Origin of the sequence: Streptomyces sp. NBC_01450 (assembly GCF_036227505.1) — a bacterium.
Taxonomy (GTDB): Bacteria; Actinomycetota; Actinomycetes; order Streptomycetales; family Streptomycetaceae; genus Streptomyces.
Genome location: NZ_CP109480.1, coordinates 8,166,730 through 8,182,166 on the forward strand (window position 1 = coordinate 8,166,730; position 15,437 = coordinate 8,182,166).

Consider the following 15,437-nt stretch of genomic DNA (forward strand, 5'->3'; position numbering starts at 1 on the left):
ATGGCCGGAATCAGCCTCACCAAGGTGGAGGAGACCGCGCCCGCGCTGGTCAGTCTGTACAAGAGCGCCGGTGTCTCCCTCACCAAGCACGGGCTGAGCGGGCAGCGGGCCGCGGTGTACCTGGTCGTCGACTACTCCGGTTCGATGAAGCCGTACTACAAGGACGGCAGCGTGCAGGCACTGGCGGACCGGGTGCTCGGCCTGTCGGCGCACCTCGACGACGACGGCACCGTCCCGGTCGTCTTCTTCTCCACGGACATCGACGCGGTGACGGACATCGCGCTCGACAACCACCAGGGCCGGGTGGAGAAGATCGTGGCCGGCCTCGGTCACATGGGGAAGACCAGCTACCACCTGGCCATGGACGCGGTCATCGATCACTACCTCGACAGCGGCTGCGAGGATCCCGCGCTGGTCGTCTTCCAGACCGACGGCGGCCCGATCAACAAGCTCGCCGCCGAACGGTACTTGTGCAAGGCGGCGAAACTTCCGCTGTTCTGGCAGTTCATAGGGTTCGGTGACCCGGACAGCAAGCAGTTCGAGTTCCTGCGCAGACTCGACGAGCTGCCGGTGCCGCGGACGCGGGTCGTCGACAACGCCGGTTTCTTCCACGCCGGTTCGGACCCTCGGAAGGTCTCCGACGCCGAGCTGTACGACCGGATCGTGGGCGACTTCCCCCAGTGGCTGACGGCCGCGCGCGAGCGGGGGATCGTCCGGTGACCGTACGTGCGCTGCCGGCCGCCGGGCGGGTCGCCGTGCCGTGGAAGAACGGCGGCGGGGTGACGCGCGAGATCGTCGCCCGGCCCGAGGGCGCGGGCATGGGCGAGTTCGATTGGCGGGTGAGCCTGGCCGACGTCGGCGCCGACGGGCCGTTCTCGGCGTTCGCCGACGTCGACCGGATCCTCACCATGGTCGAGGGCGAGGGGATGGAACTGACCGTCGGCGGCGAACACCGTCGGGTCGACACGCGGTTCGTCCCACAACGCTTCCCCGGCGACCTGCCGACCGGCTGCCGGCTTCTCGGGGGGCCGGTGGTGAACCTCAACGTCATGTGGCACAGGGGCGCCGTCGCGGCCCCCACCGTCACGGTCGCGGCTCCCGGGCGGTCCCTCGCCCTCCCCGCGGGCCCGCCCGTCCTGATCGTCGCCCTCGACGGCACGGCCGAGGTGGCCGGGGTGACGCTCGGGCGTCATGACGCCGTGCTGCTGACGGACGAGGAGGCGACCCTCCACGCGACGGGCCACACCGCCGTGCTCACCCTCCCGCCGAGAGCCTGAGCCCCGCGAGGTTTCTCGCCCCCGCCGCCCCTACCCGTCCCATCCCGACTCGGGGGCTCCGCCCCCGAACCCCCGATCGGCCTGAACGGCCTCGTCCTCAAACGCCGGACAGGCTGAAGATGCGGGGCGAAGCCCCCGCTCCAGGGGCGCGGGGAACTGCGCGACCAGCCCCCAGGTTGGGGATGGGACGGGTAGGGGCGGCGGGGGCGAGAGATCCGGGTGGTGGGTGACGCGCCGTTGGCTTCGCGGAGGTGTCGTGCCACCCTGGTGGGCCGAGGGGGTTGCGTATGGGCGCGGGAGAGATCAACTCCGGTCTAGGGCAAGAGACTTCACGTGCGGGGCGGCGAGATGAGGCACCCAAGGGTGAGCGCCTCGCGGACTGGGCCGACGGACGGCTGGGCCTCTACGCGATGGCCAAGGCCAACATGCGCAAGGTCTTCCCGGACCACTGGTCCTTCATGCTCGGCGAGGTCTGCCTCTACAGCTTCCTGATCCTGATCCTGACCGGCGTCTACCTCACGCTCTTCTTCGAGCCGAGCGCCTCCGAGGTCGTCTACCACGGCCCGTACGAACCGCTCAACGGCGTCCTCATGACCCGCGCCTACGAATCCACCCTCCACATCACCTTCGAGGTGCGCGGCGGACTCCTGGTCCGGCAGATCCACCACTGGGCGGCGATCGTCTTCCTCGCCGGGATGCTCGTGCACATGATGCGCGTCTTCTTCACCGGCGCGTTCCGCAAGCCCCGCGAGGTCAACTGGCTGTTCGGCTGGACCCTGCTGATGCTCGGCCTGATCACCGGCCTGACCGGCTACTCGCTCCCCGACGACCTGCTCTCCGGCACCGGCGTCCGCTTCGCCCAGGGCGCGATCCTGTCGGTCCCGATCGTGGGAACGTACCTCTCCTTCTTCCTCTTCGGAGGCGAGTTCCCGGGCCACGACATCATTCCGCGGTTCTTCCCGATCCACGTCCTCCTGCTGCCGGGCATCATGCTGGGCCTGGTGGTCGCCCATCTGATCCTGGTCTTCTACCACAAGCACACGCAGTACCCGGGGCCCGGACGCGACCAGAAGTCCGTCGTCGGGATGCCGTTCATGCCGGTCTACATGGCCAAGGCGGGCGGGTTCTTCTTCCTCGTCTTCGGGGTGCTGTCGCTGATGGGGGCGATCGCGACGATCAACCCCGTCTGGGCCTTCGGCCCCTACCGGCCTGACCTGGTGACGACCGGCGCACAGCCCGACTGGTACCTCGGCTTCTCCGAGGGGCTGATCCGGGTGATGCCCGGGTGGGAGATCAACGCCTGGGGCCACACCCTGCAACTGGGTGTGTTCATCCCCTTCTCCCTCTTCCCGCTCATCATGACCGCCATCGCCGTCTACCCGTTCATCGAGGCGTGGGTCACCGGGGACAGACGGGAACACCACATCCTGGACCGGCCGCGCAACGTGCCCACCCGCACCGGGCTCGGTGTCGCCTGGCTGACGCTGTACGGAGTGCTCCTGGTCGGCGGCGGCAACGACCTGTGGGCCACCCACTTCCACCTCTCCATCAACGCCATCACCTGGTTCGTACGGGTCTCCTTCTTCGTCGCCCCGGCCCTCGCCTTCGTCGTCACGCGCCGGATCTGCATGGGGCTTCAGCGACGGGACCGCGACAAGGTGCTGCACGGAAGGGAGTCCGGGATCATCCGGATGCTTCCGCACGGCGAGTACGTCGAGGTGCACGAACCGCTCTCACCGGCGCAGCGGTTCACACTCACCCAGCACGAGCAGCCCCCGCCGTACGAGGTGGGACCGCTCGTGGACGCGAACGGCGTCGTCCGACGGGTCGGCCCCGGCCGCAGGCTGCGCGCCCGGCTCGCCCGCGCCATGTACGGGCCCGACACCCAGATCCCGAAGCCGACACCGGAGGAGTACCGGGAACTCACCAGCGGCGAGCACCACCACTGAGGACCTCGGCCCGGCACTCGGCCGGGGTGCCCCACGCGGTGCGCAGGGCACGGGCCTTGGCCAGCCACAGGGACAGGTCGTACTCCGCGGTGTAGCCGATCGCGCCGTGCAGCTGGAGCGCCGTGCGCGCGGTGGCGTACGCGGCCTCGCAGGCCGTGACCTTGGCTGCGGCCACGTCGGCGGGCGCCATCGTCAGGGCCGCGCCGAACAGTAGCGGCCGCGCGAACTCCAGGGCGATCTTCGCGTCCGCGAGGCGATGCTTGACCGCCTGGAACGAGCCGACGGGGACACCGAACTGGGTGCGCTGCCTGACGTAGGCGACGGTCCGGTCGAGGAGTGCGAGGCCGACGCCGAGGGCCTGGGCGGCGGTGGCGAGCCGGGCCCAGGCGAGGGCATGGGCGACGGGAGGCGCGGTGGAGAGCAGTTCACCGTCTGGTGCGAGGGGCGTGAGGCGGCGGGCGGGGTCCAGACAGGTGCGTACCGGGCCGTGGCCGGGCGCCAGACGCAGTCCGTCGGCCGCCAGGGCGAGGCGGGTGGTCGCCGCGTCGCCGTCCAGCGCGTACGCCCCGTCGAGGGCCAGCGTCGCCGACGCCTCGCCCGAGGCCAGCGACGGGAGCAGCCGCGCGGCGGGGAGAGGCTCCGCAAGCTCGGCCAGCAGCGCGGCCGCCGCGACCGTCTCCACCAGCGGGCCGGGCACCGCGTGCCTGCCCAACTCGACGAAAGCCACGGCCAGTTCCACCGGACGCGGACCCATCCCCTCGTACGCCTCCGGCACGGCGAGCGCGAACACACCCACCTTGGCGATACGGGACCACAGCGCGCGGCCGCTGTCGTGGTCGCCGCGGCTCCAGTCCCGTACGACCGACGGGGTGTCCGCGGCCGTCAGCATCGCGTCCAGCGAGTCGGCGAACGCGCGCTGCTCGGCGTCGAGGAGGAAGCGCATCAGCGGCGGCCCTTCGGGAGGCCGAGCAGGCGCTCGGCGATGATGTCGCGCTGGATCTCGTTGGTACCGGCGTAGATCGGACCGGCGAGCGAGAAGACGTACCCCTCGGACCAGTCCGTGTCCGCCGACTCGCCGTCCGGGCCGAGGAGGTCGAGGGCCGTCTCGTGCAGCGCGATGTCGTACTCGGACCAGAAGACCTTGTTCAGGCTGGATTCCGGGCCTACGGTCCCGCCGTCGAGGAAGCGGGAGGCGTTGGCGTACGTGAAGAGCTGGTAGGCGCGGGCGCCGATCACCGCGTCGGCCACCCGGTCGCGCAGCGCCGTGTCCGAGGGGTCGGCGCGGTCGCGCCACAGGGCCGCCAGCCGGTCCGCGCTGGCGAGGAAGCGGCCCGGTGAACGCAGCGTCAGCCCCCGCTCGTTGCCCGCCGTCGACATGGCGACCCGCCAGCCCCCGCCCGGCTCGCCGATCACGTCCTCGTCCGGGACGAAGACCTCGTCGAGGAAGACCTCGGCGAAGGCCGGTCTGCCGTCGAGGCGGCCGATGGGACGCACGGTGACCCCGGGCGCGCGCAGGTCGAACATCAGATAGGTCAGGCCCTGATGAGGCCTCGGCGTGTCCGGTTCACTGCGGAAGAGGCCGAACGCGCGGTCGGCGAAGGCGGCCCGTGACGACCAGGTCTTCTGCCCGCTCAGCAGCCAGCCCCCGTCCGTACGCACCGCACGCGAGGTGAGCGAGGCCAGGTCGGACCCCGCCTCCGGCTCGGACCACGCCTGCGCCCAGACGACTTCCCCGGTAGCCATGGAGGGAAGGACCCGGGCGCGCTGTTCCTCCGAGCCGTGGTCGAAGAGGGTGGGCGCCAGGAGGTTGATGCCGTTCTGGCCGACCCGGCCCGGCGCGCCCGCCGCGTAGTACTCCTCCTCGAACACCAGCCAGCGCACGATGTCCGCGCCCCGGCCCCCGTACACCTCCGGCCAGGACACCACCGACCAGCGGTCCGCCGCCAGTTCGGCCTCCCACACGCGGTGCGCCGCGAAGCCCTCCTCGGTCTCCAGGGACGGGAGGGGCGTTTGCGGCACATGGGCGGCGAGCCAGGTGCGGGCCTCGGCGCGGAAGGCCTCGTCGGCTGGGGAGAGGGTCAGATCCATCGGCAGCACCTTCCCTAACAAGTGTTTGGTAGGTTAGCGTGGTGGTATGAGCGACGTCGAGAGTCCGGCGTACGTCACCGGGCACGGACTGCTGACCGGGCGCACCGCCGTCATCACCGCCGCCGCGGGCGCGGGCATCGGCGGGGCGACGGCGCGCAGGTTCCTGGAGGAGGGCGCGCGCGTCCTGATCAGCGACGCGCACGCGCGGCGGCTCAAGGAGAGCGCGGCGGCCCTGGCCGAGGAGTTCGGCTCCGCGCGGATCGCCTCCCTGCCCTGCGACGTCACCGACGAGGACCAGGTCCAGGCCCTCTTCGACACGGCGACCGGGCTGTACGGCGGCCTGGACGTGGTCGTCAACAACGCGGGCCTCGGCGGCACTTGTGCCCTCGTCGACATGACCGACGAACAGTGGTCGAGGGTGCTGGACGTGACACTGAACGGCACGTTCCGGTGCACCAGGGCGGCGTTGCGGGCCATGAAGGAAACCGGCGCAGGCGTGATCGTCAACAACGCCTCCGTCATCGGCTGGCGCGCCCAGACCGGTCAGGCGCACTACGCCGCCGCCAAGGCGGGGGTCATGGCGCTCACCCGGTGCGCGGCCGTCGAGGCCGCCGAGTACGGGGTGCGCGTCAACGCGGTGTCACCGAGTCTCGCCATGCACCCGCACCTGGTGAAGGTGACCACCCCCGAGCTGCTGGAGGAACTGACGGGCCGCGAGGCCTTCGGCCGGTACGCGCAGCCCTGGGAGGTGGCCAACGTGATCGTGTTCCTGGCGTCCGGCTACTCCTCGTACATGACCGGCGAAGTCGTCTCCGTCAGCAGCCAACATGCGTAGGGCGCCGTCGGCCGGCACCCCTGGGACCACAATGGAACCGTGCCTACCAAGAAGAAGCCCCAGGTGACCGCCACCCCCGAGCGGCGCCGCGAACTCCTCGACACCGCCGCGGAGGTCTTCGCCGAGCAGGGCTACAACGCCACCACCGTACGCAAGATCGCGGACGAGGCCGGGATGCTCGCGGGCAGCCTCTACTACCACTTCGACTCCAAGGAATCGATGCTGGAGGAGATCCTGCGGACCTTCCTCGACGAGCTCTGGCACGGCTACGACGCCGTCCTGGACGCCGAACTCGACCCGCGCCGCACGCTGGAGGCCCTGGTCACCGAGTCCTTCCGGGAGATCGACCGGCACCGCGCCGCCGTCGCCATCTACCAGAAGGAGTCCCGGCACCTCGCCGCCCAGCAGCGCTTCGCCTTCCTCGCCGAGTCACAGCGCAACTTCGAGAAGGCGTGGCTGAGCACGCTGGAGCGCGGCGTCGCCGCCGAGGTCTTCCGGGCCGACCTCGACATCCGGCTCACCTACCGCTTCGTGCGCGACACCGTGTGGGTCGCCGCGTCCTGGTACCGGCCCGGCGGACAGCACAGCCCCGAGGAGATCGCCCGGCAGTACCTGTCGATGGTGCTGGACGGCATCTCCGTACGCGAATAGCCCATCTCTGCGACAGCCCATGTCTGTGAGGGAGTTGTCATGGCCGAGGCCTACATCGTCGAAGCGGTCCGTACGCCCGTCGGGCGGCGCGGGGGAGGCCTGAGCGGTGTCCACCCGGCCGACCTCGGCGCGCATGTCCTCAAGGCGCTCGTCGAGCGGTCCGGAGTGGACCCGGCCGCCGTGGAGGACGTCGTCTTCGGCTGTCTGGACACCGTGGGGCCGCAGGCCGGGGACATCGCCCGCACCTGCTGGCTGGCGGCCGGACTCCCCGAGGAGGTGCCGGGCGTCACCGTCGACCGGCAGTGCGGCTCCTCCCAGCAGGCCGTGCACTTCGCCGCCCAGGCCGTCCTGTCCGGCACCCAGGACCTGGTGGTCGCGGGCGGCGTGCAGAACATGAGCCAGATCCCCATCGCCTTCGCCTCCCGCCAGGCGGCCGAACCCCTCGGCCTCACCGAAGGCCCCTTCGCCGGCAGCGAGGGCTGGCGCGCCCGCTACGGCGACCGGCCCGTCAACCAGTTCCTCGGCGCCGAGATGATCGCCGCCAAGTGGGGCATCAGCCGCCGCGACCAGGAGGAGTTCGCCCTCCGCTCGCACCGGCGGGCGATCCGCGCCGTCGACGAGGGCCGCTTCGCCCGCGAGACCGTGGCCTACGGCGAGGTCACCGTCGACGAGGGCCCGCGCCGGGACACGTCACTGGAGAAGATGGCGGGCCTGAAGCCGGTCGTCGAGGGCGGCACCATCACCGCCGCCTGCTCCTCCCAGGTCTCCGACGGCGCCGCCGCGCTGCTGCTCGCCTCCGAGCGGGCGGTACGGGAGCACGGGCTGACCCCGCGCGCCCGCGTCCACCACCTCTCCGTACGCGGCGAGGACCCCATCCGCATGCTGTCCGCGCCCATCCCGGCCACCGCGTACGCCCTGAAGAAGACCGGCATGTCCCTCGACGCCATCGACCTCGTCGAGATCAACGAGGCCTTCGCCCCGGTCGTCCTCGCCTGGCTCAAGGAGACCGGCGCCGACCCGGAGAAGGTCAACGTCAACGGCGGCGCCATCGCGCTGGGCCATCCATTGGGGGCGACGGGCGTGAAGCTGATGACGACGCTCCTTCACGAACTGGAGCGAACCGGCGGCCGGTTCGGCCTCCAGACCATGTGCGAGGGCGGCGGCCAGGCCAATGTGACGATCATCGAACGGCTCTGAGGCCCAGGGCCTGTCCGGCGGATCAAGTCGGAGGGAAGCGACCGTCTCTCTTAAGCACAGGCAAGCCCCGCGTCTCCGGCACGATCCGCCGGACAGGCCCTAGCGAGCAGAGGGTCTCGTCCGCCTGTGCCATCACCCGCTCCACCAGCTCGGCGCACGAGGGCAGGTCGTCGATCACCCCGGCGACCTGCCCCGACGCCATCACCCCCAGGTCCGTACGCCCGTCCACCATCGACGACTTGAGGAGCATCGGTGTGTTCGCGGCGAGCAGCACCTGGCTCCAGGTCAGGTCCTTGCCGTGCTTCATGGCGAGGCCGTCGCGGACCATCCGTGACCAGGACAGTCCGGAGATCCGCCGGAAGCCCGCGGCCCGGCGGACGGCCTGCGCGAGGGCCCTCGTACGGCCGGACCTCTCCAAGGAGTCGACGAAGTCCGTACGCAGCATGCGATGGGGGAGGCCGTCCACGGCCGTGGTGACCGTGACGTCCCTGACCGTCGCCGCCAGGTACTTCGCCTTCACCGCGGCCGGGACGGTCGAGTCCGAGGTGAGCAGGAAACGGGTGCCCATCGCGATGCCCGCCGCCCCGTACGCCAGCGCCGCGACCAGCCCCCGCCCGTCGTGGAAGCCGCCCGCCGCCACCACCGGGATGTCCACCGCGTCCACCACCTGCGGCAGCAGCACCGTCGTCGCGACCTCGCCGGTGTGGCCGCCGCCCTCGCCGCCCTGCACGATCACCGCGTCCGCGCCCCAGGCGGCCACCTTCTCGGCGTGCCGGCGCGCCCCGATGGACGGGACGACGACCACGCCCGCCTCCTTCAGCTCGGCGATCAGCTCACGGGAGGGCGCGAGGGCGAAGGACGCGACGCGTACCCCCTCGTCGACGATGATCCGCACCCGCTCGCCCGCGTCCCCGGCGTCGGCGCGCAGATTCACCCCGAACGGCGCGTCCGTACGGGACTTGACCTCGCGTATGGCGTCCCTCAGGTGGTCGAGGGTCATCGTCGCGGAGGCCAGGACGCCCAGCGCGCCCGCGTTCGCCGTGGCGGACACCAGGCGGGGTCCGGCCACCCACCCCATACCGGTCTGCACGATGGGGTGACGGACCCCGACGAGGCGGGTGAGCGCGGTCTCCATCAGCTCCTCACCTCCCGGTCCCGGGCGCCGCCCGGATCGATGACCTCGCGGATCAGTCTCAGCTCCCGCGGCGTCGGTTCGCGGGTGAGGGGCACCTCGTCGGGGACCGACAGCCGGAATCCCGTGGCCTCCCGCACCTGTTCCACGGTGACGCCCGGGTGCAGCGAGGCGAGACGCATCGAGTGGTCGGGGGTGGCGAAGTCGAAGACGCCGAGGTCGCTCACCACACGCGGGACGCGGTGGAAGCGGGTGGCGCTCGGGCCCGCGGCGGCGGCACGGTCGTACCCCACCCCGCACACCATGTCGACCCGCTCGACGAAGACGCGCGGCGAGTGCCTGGGGACCCAGTAACTGGTCGGGTTGTTCAGGGTGTTGACCGGTGCGCCGCGCACCCCGAGGAGCTGGCGCGTGGGCCTGGACCAGTCGCCGATGCAGGAGATGTTCTGGTTTCCGAAGCGGTCGAGCTGGCTCGCGCCCATCATCACGTGCCGGCGCCCACCGGTGACCATGGTCAGGTGCTGCCGGTACGGCAGCCAGCCCTCCGGGGTGCCGTCGAGGCCGACGAGCATCGCCTCGCCGTCGGTCAGCAGCAGGTCGGGGGAGAAGGTGCGCTTGGCGAGACGGGCGCCGATGGAGGGGATGGGGCCCATGGGGCTGGCGAGCACCTCGCCGTTGTCCCGCCAGGCCTCGGCGCAGGCGATCACGCAGTACTCGGCCCGGGTGACCGGGGGTGCGGGGGCGCCTGGGGCGGGTACGGACGCTGGGCTCATCGCTGCTCCTCCTGCCAGGCCCGTACGGCGGACTGGTAGGCCTGTTCGTCGCCGGCGAGGAAGCGCGCGGCGAACTCGGCGTACGGCGTGGTGGCGTACAGCTTCTGGAAGGGCTCGTCGCGTCCGTGGTCGGGGGCGCAGGACGTGAAGTGCGCGCCGTTCGGAGTCTCGACGACGCCCGTCACGCTCGACCGCTTGAGCAGCAGTGTCTGCGGGGCGGCCTCCTTGGTGAGCTCCGCCGTGTCGACCACGCGCTCGCACGAGACGTACGCGGCGTCGGCCGCCTCGCAGAACAGGTCGTCGAAGTACGGGTCCGGGCCCAGATACTGGCCGTTGCCCAGGCGGTCGGCGCGGTTCATGTGGACCAGGGCCGCGTCCAGGCGCAGGGCGGGCATGGCGACGAGCTCCTCCCGGATCCCCGAGGAGGCATCGGCGTACGGCGAAGTGACCGTGCGCAGAGTGGGGTTGACCCGCATCACGTCCGAGCCGAGCCCGGCCCGGACGGGGAGGAAGGGCAGACGGTTCGCGGCGGCGTGCAGGCCCCACATGAACATCGCCTCGTCGACCTCCATCAGCTCGAACGCCCCGCGCTCGCGCGCCGCCCGGTAGTGCGGCTCGAGCGGGATCGAGTCGAGGGTGGTGAAGGCGGTGACGAGCCGGCGGATCCGGCCCGCGGCGGCGAGCAGGCCGACGTCCGGGCCGCCGTACGAGACCACGGTGAGATCGGTGATCCCGGTGCGCAGCAGTGCTCTCACCAGGGCCATCGGCTTGCGGCGCGAGCCCCAGCCGCCGATGCCCAGGGTCATTCCGCTGTGCAGACGGGAGACCACCTCGTCGGTGGTCATGGTCTTGTCGCTCACGTGCCGACCCCCTCCTTTCCGAAGGTGTCGCGGACGCGGTCGGCGACCCCGCTGAGGTTCGCCTCGAAGGTGAAGCCCTGCTCGAAGCGGTAGCTGCGGCGCACGTCGACGGGGTCGATGCCGTTGAGCGCGGCCTTCGCGAGCCGGATCAGCTCGCCGTCCTTGGCGGCGATCTCACGCGCCAACTCCAGCGCGGCGCCCGGGAGTTCCTCGCGCGGCACGACCCGCCACACCGAGCCGTGCGCGTGCAGCTCGGCTGCGGTCGCGGTGCGTGAGGTGTAGTACAGCGCGCGCATCAGGTGGCCCGGGACGAGCCGGGCCAGATGCGTGGCCGCGCCGAGGGCGCCGCGGTCCAGCTCGGGCAGGCCGAAGGTGGCGTCCTCGCTCGCCACGATCGCGTCCGCGTTCCCCACCAGCCCGATTCCGCCGCCCAGGCAGAAGCCGTGCACCGCCGCGACGACGGGGACCTCGCACTCGTAGACCGCGGCGAAGGCCTCGAAACAGCCGCGGTTGGCCCCTATCAGCGCGCGATGGCCTCCGCTCTCCCTGGTCTCGCGCTGCATCTCCTTGATGTCCACGCCCGCGTTGAAACCGCGCCCCGCGGCCGTCAGCACGACGCACCGGACGCCGGGGTCGCGGCCCGCCGCACGGAGGGCGTCGGCCAGGTCGAACCAGCCGCGCACCGGCAGCGCGTTCACCGGCGGGAAGTCGACCGTGACGACGGAAATCCCCTTTTCCGGGGACGAGGTGGAGACACCCATGGACGCATCAGCTACCTTTCCACCTCAGGACCAATCCACCAAACGTTTGTTAGGCGCACTCTCGAAGCTAGCAGTGAACGCATCCGGGCGGGAGGCCCTGTGGACAACCTGGATCTCGGGGACAGGACCGTCGTCGTCACGGGGGGCACCCGTGGAGTGGGGGCCGGGATCGCGCGGGCGTTCGTCGAGGCGGGCGCGGACGTGGTGGTCTGTGCCCGCAGACCCCCCGACGTACCGCTGGACGGCACGGAGTTCGTGCCCGTCGACCTCCGCGACCCGGCCGCCGTGCACGCCTTCTTCGCCGCGCTGCCCCGGCTCGACGTGCTGGTGAACAACGCGGGCGGCGCGCCCTACCGTCCACTGACGGAGGCGGACGCCGGGCGCCATGCGCGCGTGATCGAGCTGAACCTCATCGTGCCGCTGACCGCCTCCCTCGCCGCGTACGAGCACCTCAGACGGGCCCGGGGATCGATCGTGATGATCGGCAGCGTGAGCGGGGCGCGGCCCTCGCCCGGGTCGGCGGCGTACGGGGCGGCCAAGGCGGGCCTCGCGAACCTGGCCCGTTCGATGGCCGTCGAGTGGGCTCCCGACGTCCGGGTCAACACCCTCGTCGTCGGGATGGTCCGCACCGAACTCTCCCATCTGCACTACGGAGGCGAGGACGGCATCGCCGCCGTCTCCCGCACCGTCCCGCTGGGCCGCCTCGCCGACCCGTCCGACATCGGCGAGGCCGCGGTCTTCCTCGCCTCGGACGCGGCGAGGTACATCAGCGGGGCCTCGCTGCTCGTCCACGGCGGCGGCGAGCGGCCCGCCTTCCTGGAAGCGGCGACCGCCAACAAGCCCGGCACGTCCGACCTGGGGGACTGAGATGAGTGGACCGCTGCTGTGCGAGGGGCGGGTCGTGATCGTCACGGGCGCCGGGCGCGGACTGGGCCGCGCGCACGCGCTCGCGTACGCCGCCGAGGGCGCGCGGGTGGTGGTGAACGACCTCGGGGTGGGTCTCGACGGCACACCCGGCCCGGGCAGCCCGGCCGTGCGGGTCGTCGAGGAGATCCGGGCGGCGGGCGGACAAGCGGTCGCCCACGGAGGCGACGTCGCCACCACCGAGGGCGCCGCCTCCCTCGTACGCACCGCCCTGGAGGCTTACGGACGCCTGGACACGCTGGTCAACAACGCGGGGTTCCTGCGCGACCGGATGCTCGTCAACCTCGACGAGGACGACTGGGACGCCGTGCTGCGCGTCCACCTCAAGGGCCACTTCCTGCCACTGAAACACGCGGCGGCGCACTGGCGGGCGGAGGCGAAGGACGGCCGCACACCCCGGGCCCGGGTCGTCAACACCAGTAGCGGGGCAGGTCTGTTGGGTTCGCTCGGACAGGGCAACTACAGCGCGGCCAAGGCCGGGATCATCGGGCTGACCCTGGTCGCCGCGGCCGAACTGGGCCGCTACGGCGTCCAGGTCAACGCGATCGCCCCCGCGGCCCGCACCCGGATGACCGAACGCACCTTCGCGGACACCATGGCGGCCCCGGGCGCCGACTCCTTCGACGCGATGACCCCCGAGAACGTCTCCCCCCTGGTCGTCTGGCTCGGCGCGAGCGCGAGCACCGGTGTCACCGGCCGCGTCTTCGAGACCGAGGGCGGCCGGATCACCGTCATGGAGGGCTGGCGTCCGGGCCCCACCGCGGACAAGGGCGCCCGCTGGACCCCGTCCGAGGCCGGTGACACGGCACTGAAGCTCTTGGCGGAGGCGGAGGTTCCGGGGGCGGTGTACGGGGCGGGGTAGGCGGCGCCTCTCGCCCTGAGGGTGCGTGACTCAAGGGCCGGACGGGCCGGGGGAGTCCAGCCGCGCCAGCGCGCTCGTCGCCCGGGTGCGGGTCACGGGGTCACTCCCGCGGGTGAGGGCGCGCAGGACCGGCAGACCGTGGGGGTTGCCCAGGCGGCCCAGTACGTCCGCGCCGAAGGCCTGGCGCAGGGGGTCGGGGTCGGCGCACCACTGGACCGCCGCCCGGAACGTCTCCTCGTCACCGCGCAGGCCCAGTGCCGTCGCCGCCTCGGTCCAGTCGTCGTTGTCGGGGTCGGCGGGGCGCAGGGCACGGGCGGCCAGTTCGGCGACGGGCGCGGCGATGCCGAGGGCGGATTCGAGGAGGGTCGCTATCGCGGCGTGGCCCGTCTGCTGGTCGTTGCCCGCGACGGGGTCCCCGGCCGGGCCCAGGAGTTGGACCTCGACGGTGATGCCGCCGTCCTCCCGATGGCGGTGGGTGACGGAGGGGCGGCCGGGGCCCCAGGTCTCTTCCAGGCCCGCGCGCACTTCGGCCTCCACGTCGAGGGTGAGCCTGCGGTGGGCCTCGGCGAGCGCCGCCGAGCGCGCCCGCGCTCCGCGCCGCAGGAGGGCGCGTACACAGCCGGGCGAGCCGCGGCGGGCGGCCGCGACGAGCGGGGGCTCACCCGTCGGGCCCGGGCGGTCGGGGTCCGCACCGGCCGCGAGGAGCTCCGTCACCACCGCGACCCGCCCCAGCCGCACCGCCCACGTCAGCGCCGTGAACCCGAACTCCTCCACCGTGTCCGGCGCGGCCCCGGCCGCCAGCAGGGCGCGTACGACCTCCGTGTGCCCACCGCACGCCGCCCCGCACAGCGGCGCGTCCGTGCCCTGGCTGAGCCGGTCGGGCGCGGCCCCGGCGGCCAGCAGCAGTCGTACGACGCCGGGCCGATCGCTCACCGCCGCCAGATACAGGGCCGTCTGGCCGTCCTCGTCCACCGCGTCCGGGCTCACACCGGAGCGCAGCAACCGCACCACCGCGTCCTGGTCCCCCTCGTACACAGCCGTGAAGAGGTGTGCCGCGGGGTCGTTCGTGCTCATCCTTCGACCCTCGCTCGCGAAGGACGCGGGAGGCAAAGCCTTTTGGGGTGTCGTCCCTCACCTCCCACGTCTCACGTGTCGCACTCCAGCACCGTCCTGCACAGGGTGCAGCGCGCCCGTACCCGGCCCCGGACCGGTACCCGGATCCGCTGGTGGCAGGTCGGGCAGGGGAAGGAGACGCGCAGGGGGCCGCGGCTGTCGGGGCTGAACGCGTAGGGGACGCCGGCGTGCGGGCCCGGGGTGTGCTGGTCCTGGGCGTGCCGTCGGTCCTTCGCGTAGCGGCGGCGGCCCGCCCAGCCGGCCGCGGTCAGCGGGGGCTGCTGCTCGTCGCGGCGGGCCCGCGCCATGCCCTGCGTGTACGCCGTGTACGCCTGCGGGCTGGTGAACCAGATCGAGGGGTCCTCGCCGAAGACCAGGGAGCGTTTGGCGAGGACGTAGCCGAATTCCTCCGGGGTGAGGTAGCCGAGTTTCTGCGAGGAGGCGGCGTCCTCCCGGTAGGCGTCGAGAAGCAGCCAGCCCGCGCCGAGGTAGGTCGCCGCGGTGTCGGTGAGGATCTCGTTGTCGCGCGTGCCGGGGAAGTAGAGGTCGAGGCGGTGCAGATAGACGTGCATCACCTCGTGGGCGAGGGCCGCGCCGATGTCCCGGCGGTGGGAGCGGAAGCGGTCGTTCAGTTCGACGAAGTACTCCGGGCCCGCGGTGAGTTCGACGTTGGCCGCGTGGGTCATCTCGCGGAAGTCGATGATCAGCCGGGCGTCCGGGAGGTGGTAGTGGCGCACCATCTCGCGGGCCACGCGCTGCGCGCCCAGATGCAGGTCGTCGATGTCGCCGAAGGCCACGTCGGCGGGGGCCACGCTGGTCGCGAAGGTGTGGATGGTGTCGTACGAGAGCCGCTTGTAGAGCGCGGTGATCGATGCCCGCACCGTGTCCAGATGCGGGAAGCCGTGCTCGACGGGTCCGCCGTTCGCCACGTCCGTACCCCCTGAAGACGCCGGCCCTCCTGCACTCCACTCTAAGCGCGGTTCCGGTGGGTGGCGGGGTGCGGCTGGCCGAAACG

General features: G+C 72.1%; 16 protein-coding genes. 8 read left to right on the forward strand and 8 right to left on the reverse strand.

Annotation, left to right across the window (positions count from 1 at the left end; all coding sequences use genetic code 11):
* The 3 genes from OG568_RS36250 to qcrB all read left to right on the forward strand — a co-directional run bounded on the left by OG568_RS36250 (window position 1) and on the right by qcrB (window position 3,226).
* Window positions 1-720 (forward strand): vWA domain-containing protein, encoded by a 720-nt coding sequence (locus OG568_RS36250; RefSeq protein ID WP_329534590.1) that lies wholly within the window; start codon window positions 1-3, stop codon window positions 718-720.
* Complete coding sequence (locus OG568_RS36255) at window positions 717-1,277, forward strand: HutD/Ves family protein (protein ID WP_329534591.1); 561 nt, start codon at window positions 717-719, stop codon at window positions 1,275-1,277. The genes OG568_RS36250 and OG568_RS36255 overlap by 4 nt, the downstream gene beginning before the upstream one ends.
* Before the next feature lie 287 nt (window positions 1,278-1,564).
* Window positions 1,565-3,226 (forward strand): cytochrome bc1 complex cytochrome b subunit, encoded by a 1,662-nt coding sequence (qcrB, locus tag OG568_RS36260; protein ID WP_329534592.1) that lies wholly within the window; start codon window positions 1,565-1,567, stop codon window positions 3,224-3,226.
* Here qcrB and OG568_RS36265 read toward each other — a convergent pair.
* Both OG568_RS36265 and OG568_RS36270 read right to left on the reverse strand, forming a co-directional pair.
* On the reverse strand, window positions 3,201-4,169 hold the full coding sequence (locus OG568_RS36265) for an acyl-CoA dehydrogenase family protein (protein WP_329534593.1): 969 nt from the start codon (window positions 4,167-4,169) through the stop codon (window positions 3,201-3,203). The two genes, qcrB and OG568_RS36265, sit on opposite strands and share 26 nt — an antisense overlap.
* Window positions 4,169-5,314, reverse strand: coding sequence for an acyl-CoA dehydrogenase family protein (locus tag OG568_RS36270; RefSeq protein ID WP_329534594.1), 1,146 nt, complete (start codon window positions 5,312-5,314; stop codon window positions 4,169-4,171). The genes OG568_RS36265 and OG568_RS36270 overlap by 1 nt, the downstream gene beginning before the upstream one ends.
* Window positions 5,315-5,360: 46 nt before the next feature.
* Here OG568_RS36270 and OG568_RS36275 point away from each other — a divergent pair, with 46 nt between their 5' ends.
* The 3 genes from OG568_RS36275 to OG568_RS36285 are packed head-to-tail and all read left to right on the forward strand — an operon-like array spanning window position 5,361 to window position 7,997.
* Window positions 5,361-6,149 carry an SDR family oxidoreductase gene (locus tag OG568_RS36275; RefSeq protein ID WP_266415032.1) on the forward strand — a complete coding sequence of 263 codons (789 nt, stop codon included), beginning with the start codon at window positions 5,361-5,363 and terminating at the stop codon, window positions 6,147-6,149.
* 39 nt (window positions 6,150-6,188) lie between these two features.
* The gene (locus OG568_RS36280; protein ID WP_266415034.1) at window positions 6,189-6,800 is read left to right on the forward strand and encodes a TetR/AcrR family transcriptional regulator; all 612 of its coding nucleotides are present in this window, start codon (window positions 6,189-6,191) and stop codon (window positions 6,798-6,800) included.
* A 39-nt stretch (window positions 6,801-6,839) separates the two neighbouring features.
* The gene (locus OG568_RS36285; RefSeq protein ID WP_329534595.1) at window positions 6,840-7,997 is read left to right on the forward strand and encodes an acetyl-CoA C-acetyltransferase; all 1,158 of its coding nucleotides are present in this window, start codon (window positions 6,840-6,842) and stop codon (window positions 7,995-7,997) included.
* Window positions 7,998-8,019: 22 nt separating this feature from the next.
* Here OG568_RS36285 and OG568_RS36290 read toward each other — a convergent pair whose 3' ends face one another.
* The 4 genes from OG568_RS36290 to OG568_RS36305 are packed head-to-tail and all read right to left on the reverse strand — an operon-like array spanning window position 8,020 to window position 11,523.
* Window positions 8,020-9,132, reverse strand: coding sequence for an NAD(P)H-dependent flavin oxidoreductase (locus tag OG568_RS36290; RefSeq protein WP_329534596.1), 1,113 nt, complete (start codon window positions 9,130-9,132; stop codon window positions 8,020-8,022).
* On the reverse strand, window positions 9,132-9,902 hold the full coding sequence (locus tag OG568_RS36295; RefSeq protein ID WP_329534597.1) for a CoA-transferase subunit beta: 771 nt from the start codon (window positions 9,900-9,902) through the stop codon (window positions 9,132-9,134). Before OG568_RS36295 ends, OG568_RS36290 begins: the two co-directional genes overlap by 1 nt.
* Window positions 9,899-10,762 carry a CoA transferase subunit A gene (locus OG568_RS36300; protein ID WP_329534598.1) on the reverse strand — a complete coding sequence of 288 codons (864 nt, stop codon included), beginning with the start codon at window positions 10,760-10,762 and terminating at the stop codon, window positions 9,899-9,901. Before OG568_RS36300 ends, OG568_RS36295 begins: the two co-directional genes overlap by 4 nt.
* Window positions 10,759-11,523, reverse strand: a complete 765-nt coding sequence (locus tag OG568_RS36305; protein WP_329534599.1) for an enoyl-CoA hydratase family protein — start codon at window positions 11,521-11,523, stop codon at window positions 10,759-10,761. Before OG568_RS36305 ends, OG568_RS36300 begins: the two co-directional genes overlap by 4 nt.
* Window positions 11,524-11,631: 108 nt before the next feature.
* Between OG568_RS36305 and OG568_RS36310 the strand changes: the two genes are divergently transcribed.
* A complete protein-coding gene (locus OG568_RS36310; RefSeq protein WP_329536553.1) occupies window positions 11,632-12,390 on the forward strand; it encodes an SDR family oxidoreductase in 759 nt (252 codons plus the stop codon).
* A gap of 1 nt (window position 12,391) precedes the next feature.
* Window positions 12,392-13,309 carry an SDR family oxidoreductase gene (locus tag OG568_RS36315; RefSeq protein WP_329534600.1) on the forward strand — a complete coding sequence of 306 codons (918 nt, stop codon included), beginning with the start codon at window positions 12,392-12,394 and terminating at the stop codon, window positions 13,307-13,309.
* 30 nt (window positions 13,310-13,339) lie between these two features.
* Here OG568_RS36315 and OG568_RS36320 read toward each other — a convergent pair whose 3' ends face one another.
* Both OG568_RS36320 and OG568_RS36325 read right to left on the reverse strand, forming a co-directional pair.
* Entirely contained in the window at window positions 13,340-14,383 is a 1,044-nt protein-coding gene (locus tag OG568_RS36320; RefSeq protein WP_329534601.1) for an ankyrin repeat domain-containing protein, read from the reverse strand.
* 71 nt (window positions 14,384-14,454) lie between these two features.
* Window positions 14,455-15,351, reverse strand: coding sequence for a hypothetical protein (locus OG568_RS36325; RefSeq protein ID WP_329534602.1), 897 nt, complete (start codon window positions 15,349-15,351; stop codon window positions 14,455-14,457).
* Window positions 15,352-15,437 lie beyond the last annotated feature (86 nt).

Bases quoted from the DNA above. Each gene is read 5' to 3' on its own strand.
- OG568_RS36250 (WP_329534590.1), top strand. From the start codon at position 1: ATGGCCGGAATCAGCCTCACCAAGGTGGAGGAGACCGCGCCCGCGCTG.
- qcrB (WP_329534592.1), top strand. From the start codon at position 1,565: ATGGGCGCGGGAGAGATCAACTCCGGTCTAGGGCAAGAGACTTCACGT.
- OG568_RS36265 (WP_329534593.1), bottom strand. From the start codon at position 4,169: ATGCGCTTCCTCCTCGACGCCGAGCAGCGCGCGTTCGCCGACTCGCTG.
- OG568_RS36270 (WP_329534594.1), bottom strand. From the start codon at position 5,314: ATGGATCTGACCCTCTCCCCAGCCGACGAGGCCTTCCGCGCCGAGGCC.
- OG568_RS36275 (WP_266415032.1), top strand. From the start codon at position 5,361: ATGAGCGACGTCGAGAGTCCGGCGTACGTCACCGGGCACGGACTGCTG.
- OG568_RS36285 (WP_329534595.1), top strand. From the start codon at position 6,840: ATGGCCGAGGCCTACATCGTCGAAGCGGTCCGTACGCCCGTCGGGCGG.
- OG568_RS36290 (WP_329534596.1), bottom strand. From the start codon at position 9,132: ATGGAGACCGCGCTCACCCGCCTCGTCGGGGTCCGTCACCCCATCGTG.
- OG568_RS36295 (WP_329534597.1), bottom strand. From the start codon at position 9,902: ATGAGCCCAGCGTCCGTACCCGCCCCAGGCGCCCCCGCACCCCCGGTC.
- OG568_RS36305 (WP_329534599.1), bottom strand. From the start codon at position 11,523: ATGGGTGTCTCCACCTCGTCCCCGGAAAAGGGGATTTCCGTCGTCACG.
- OG568_RS36315 (WP_329534600.1), top strand. From the start codon at position 12,392: ATGAGTGGACCGCTGCTGTGCGAGGGGCGGGTCGTGATCGTCACGGGC.
- OG568_RS36320 (WP_329534601.1), bottom strand. From the start codon at position 14,383: ATGAGCACGAACGACCCCGCGGCACACCTCTTCACGGCTGTGTACGAG.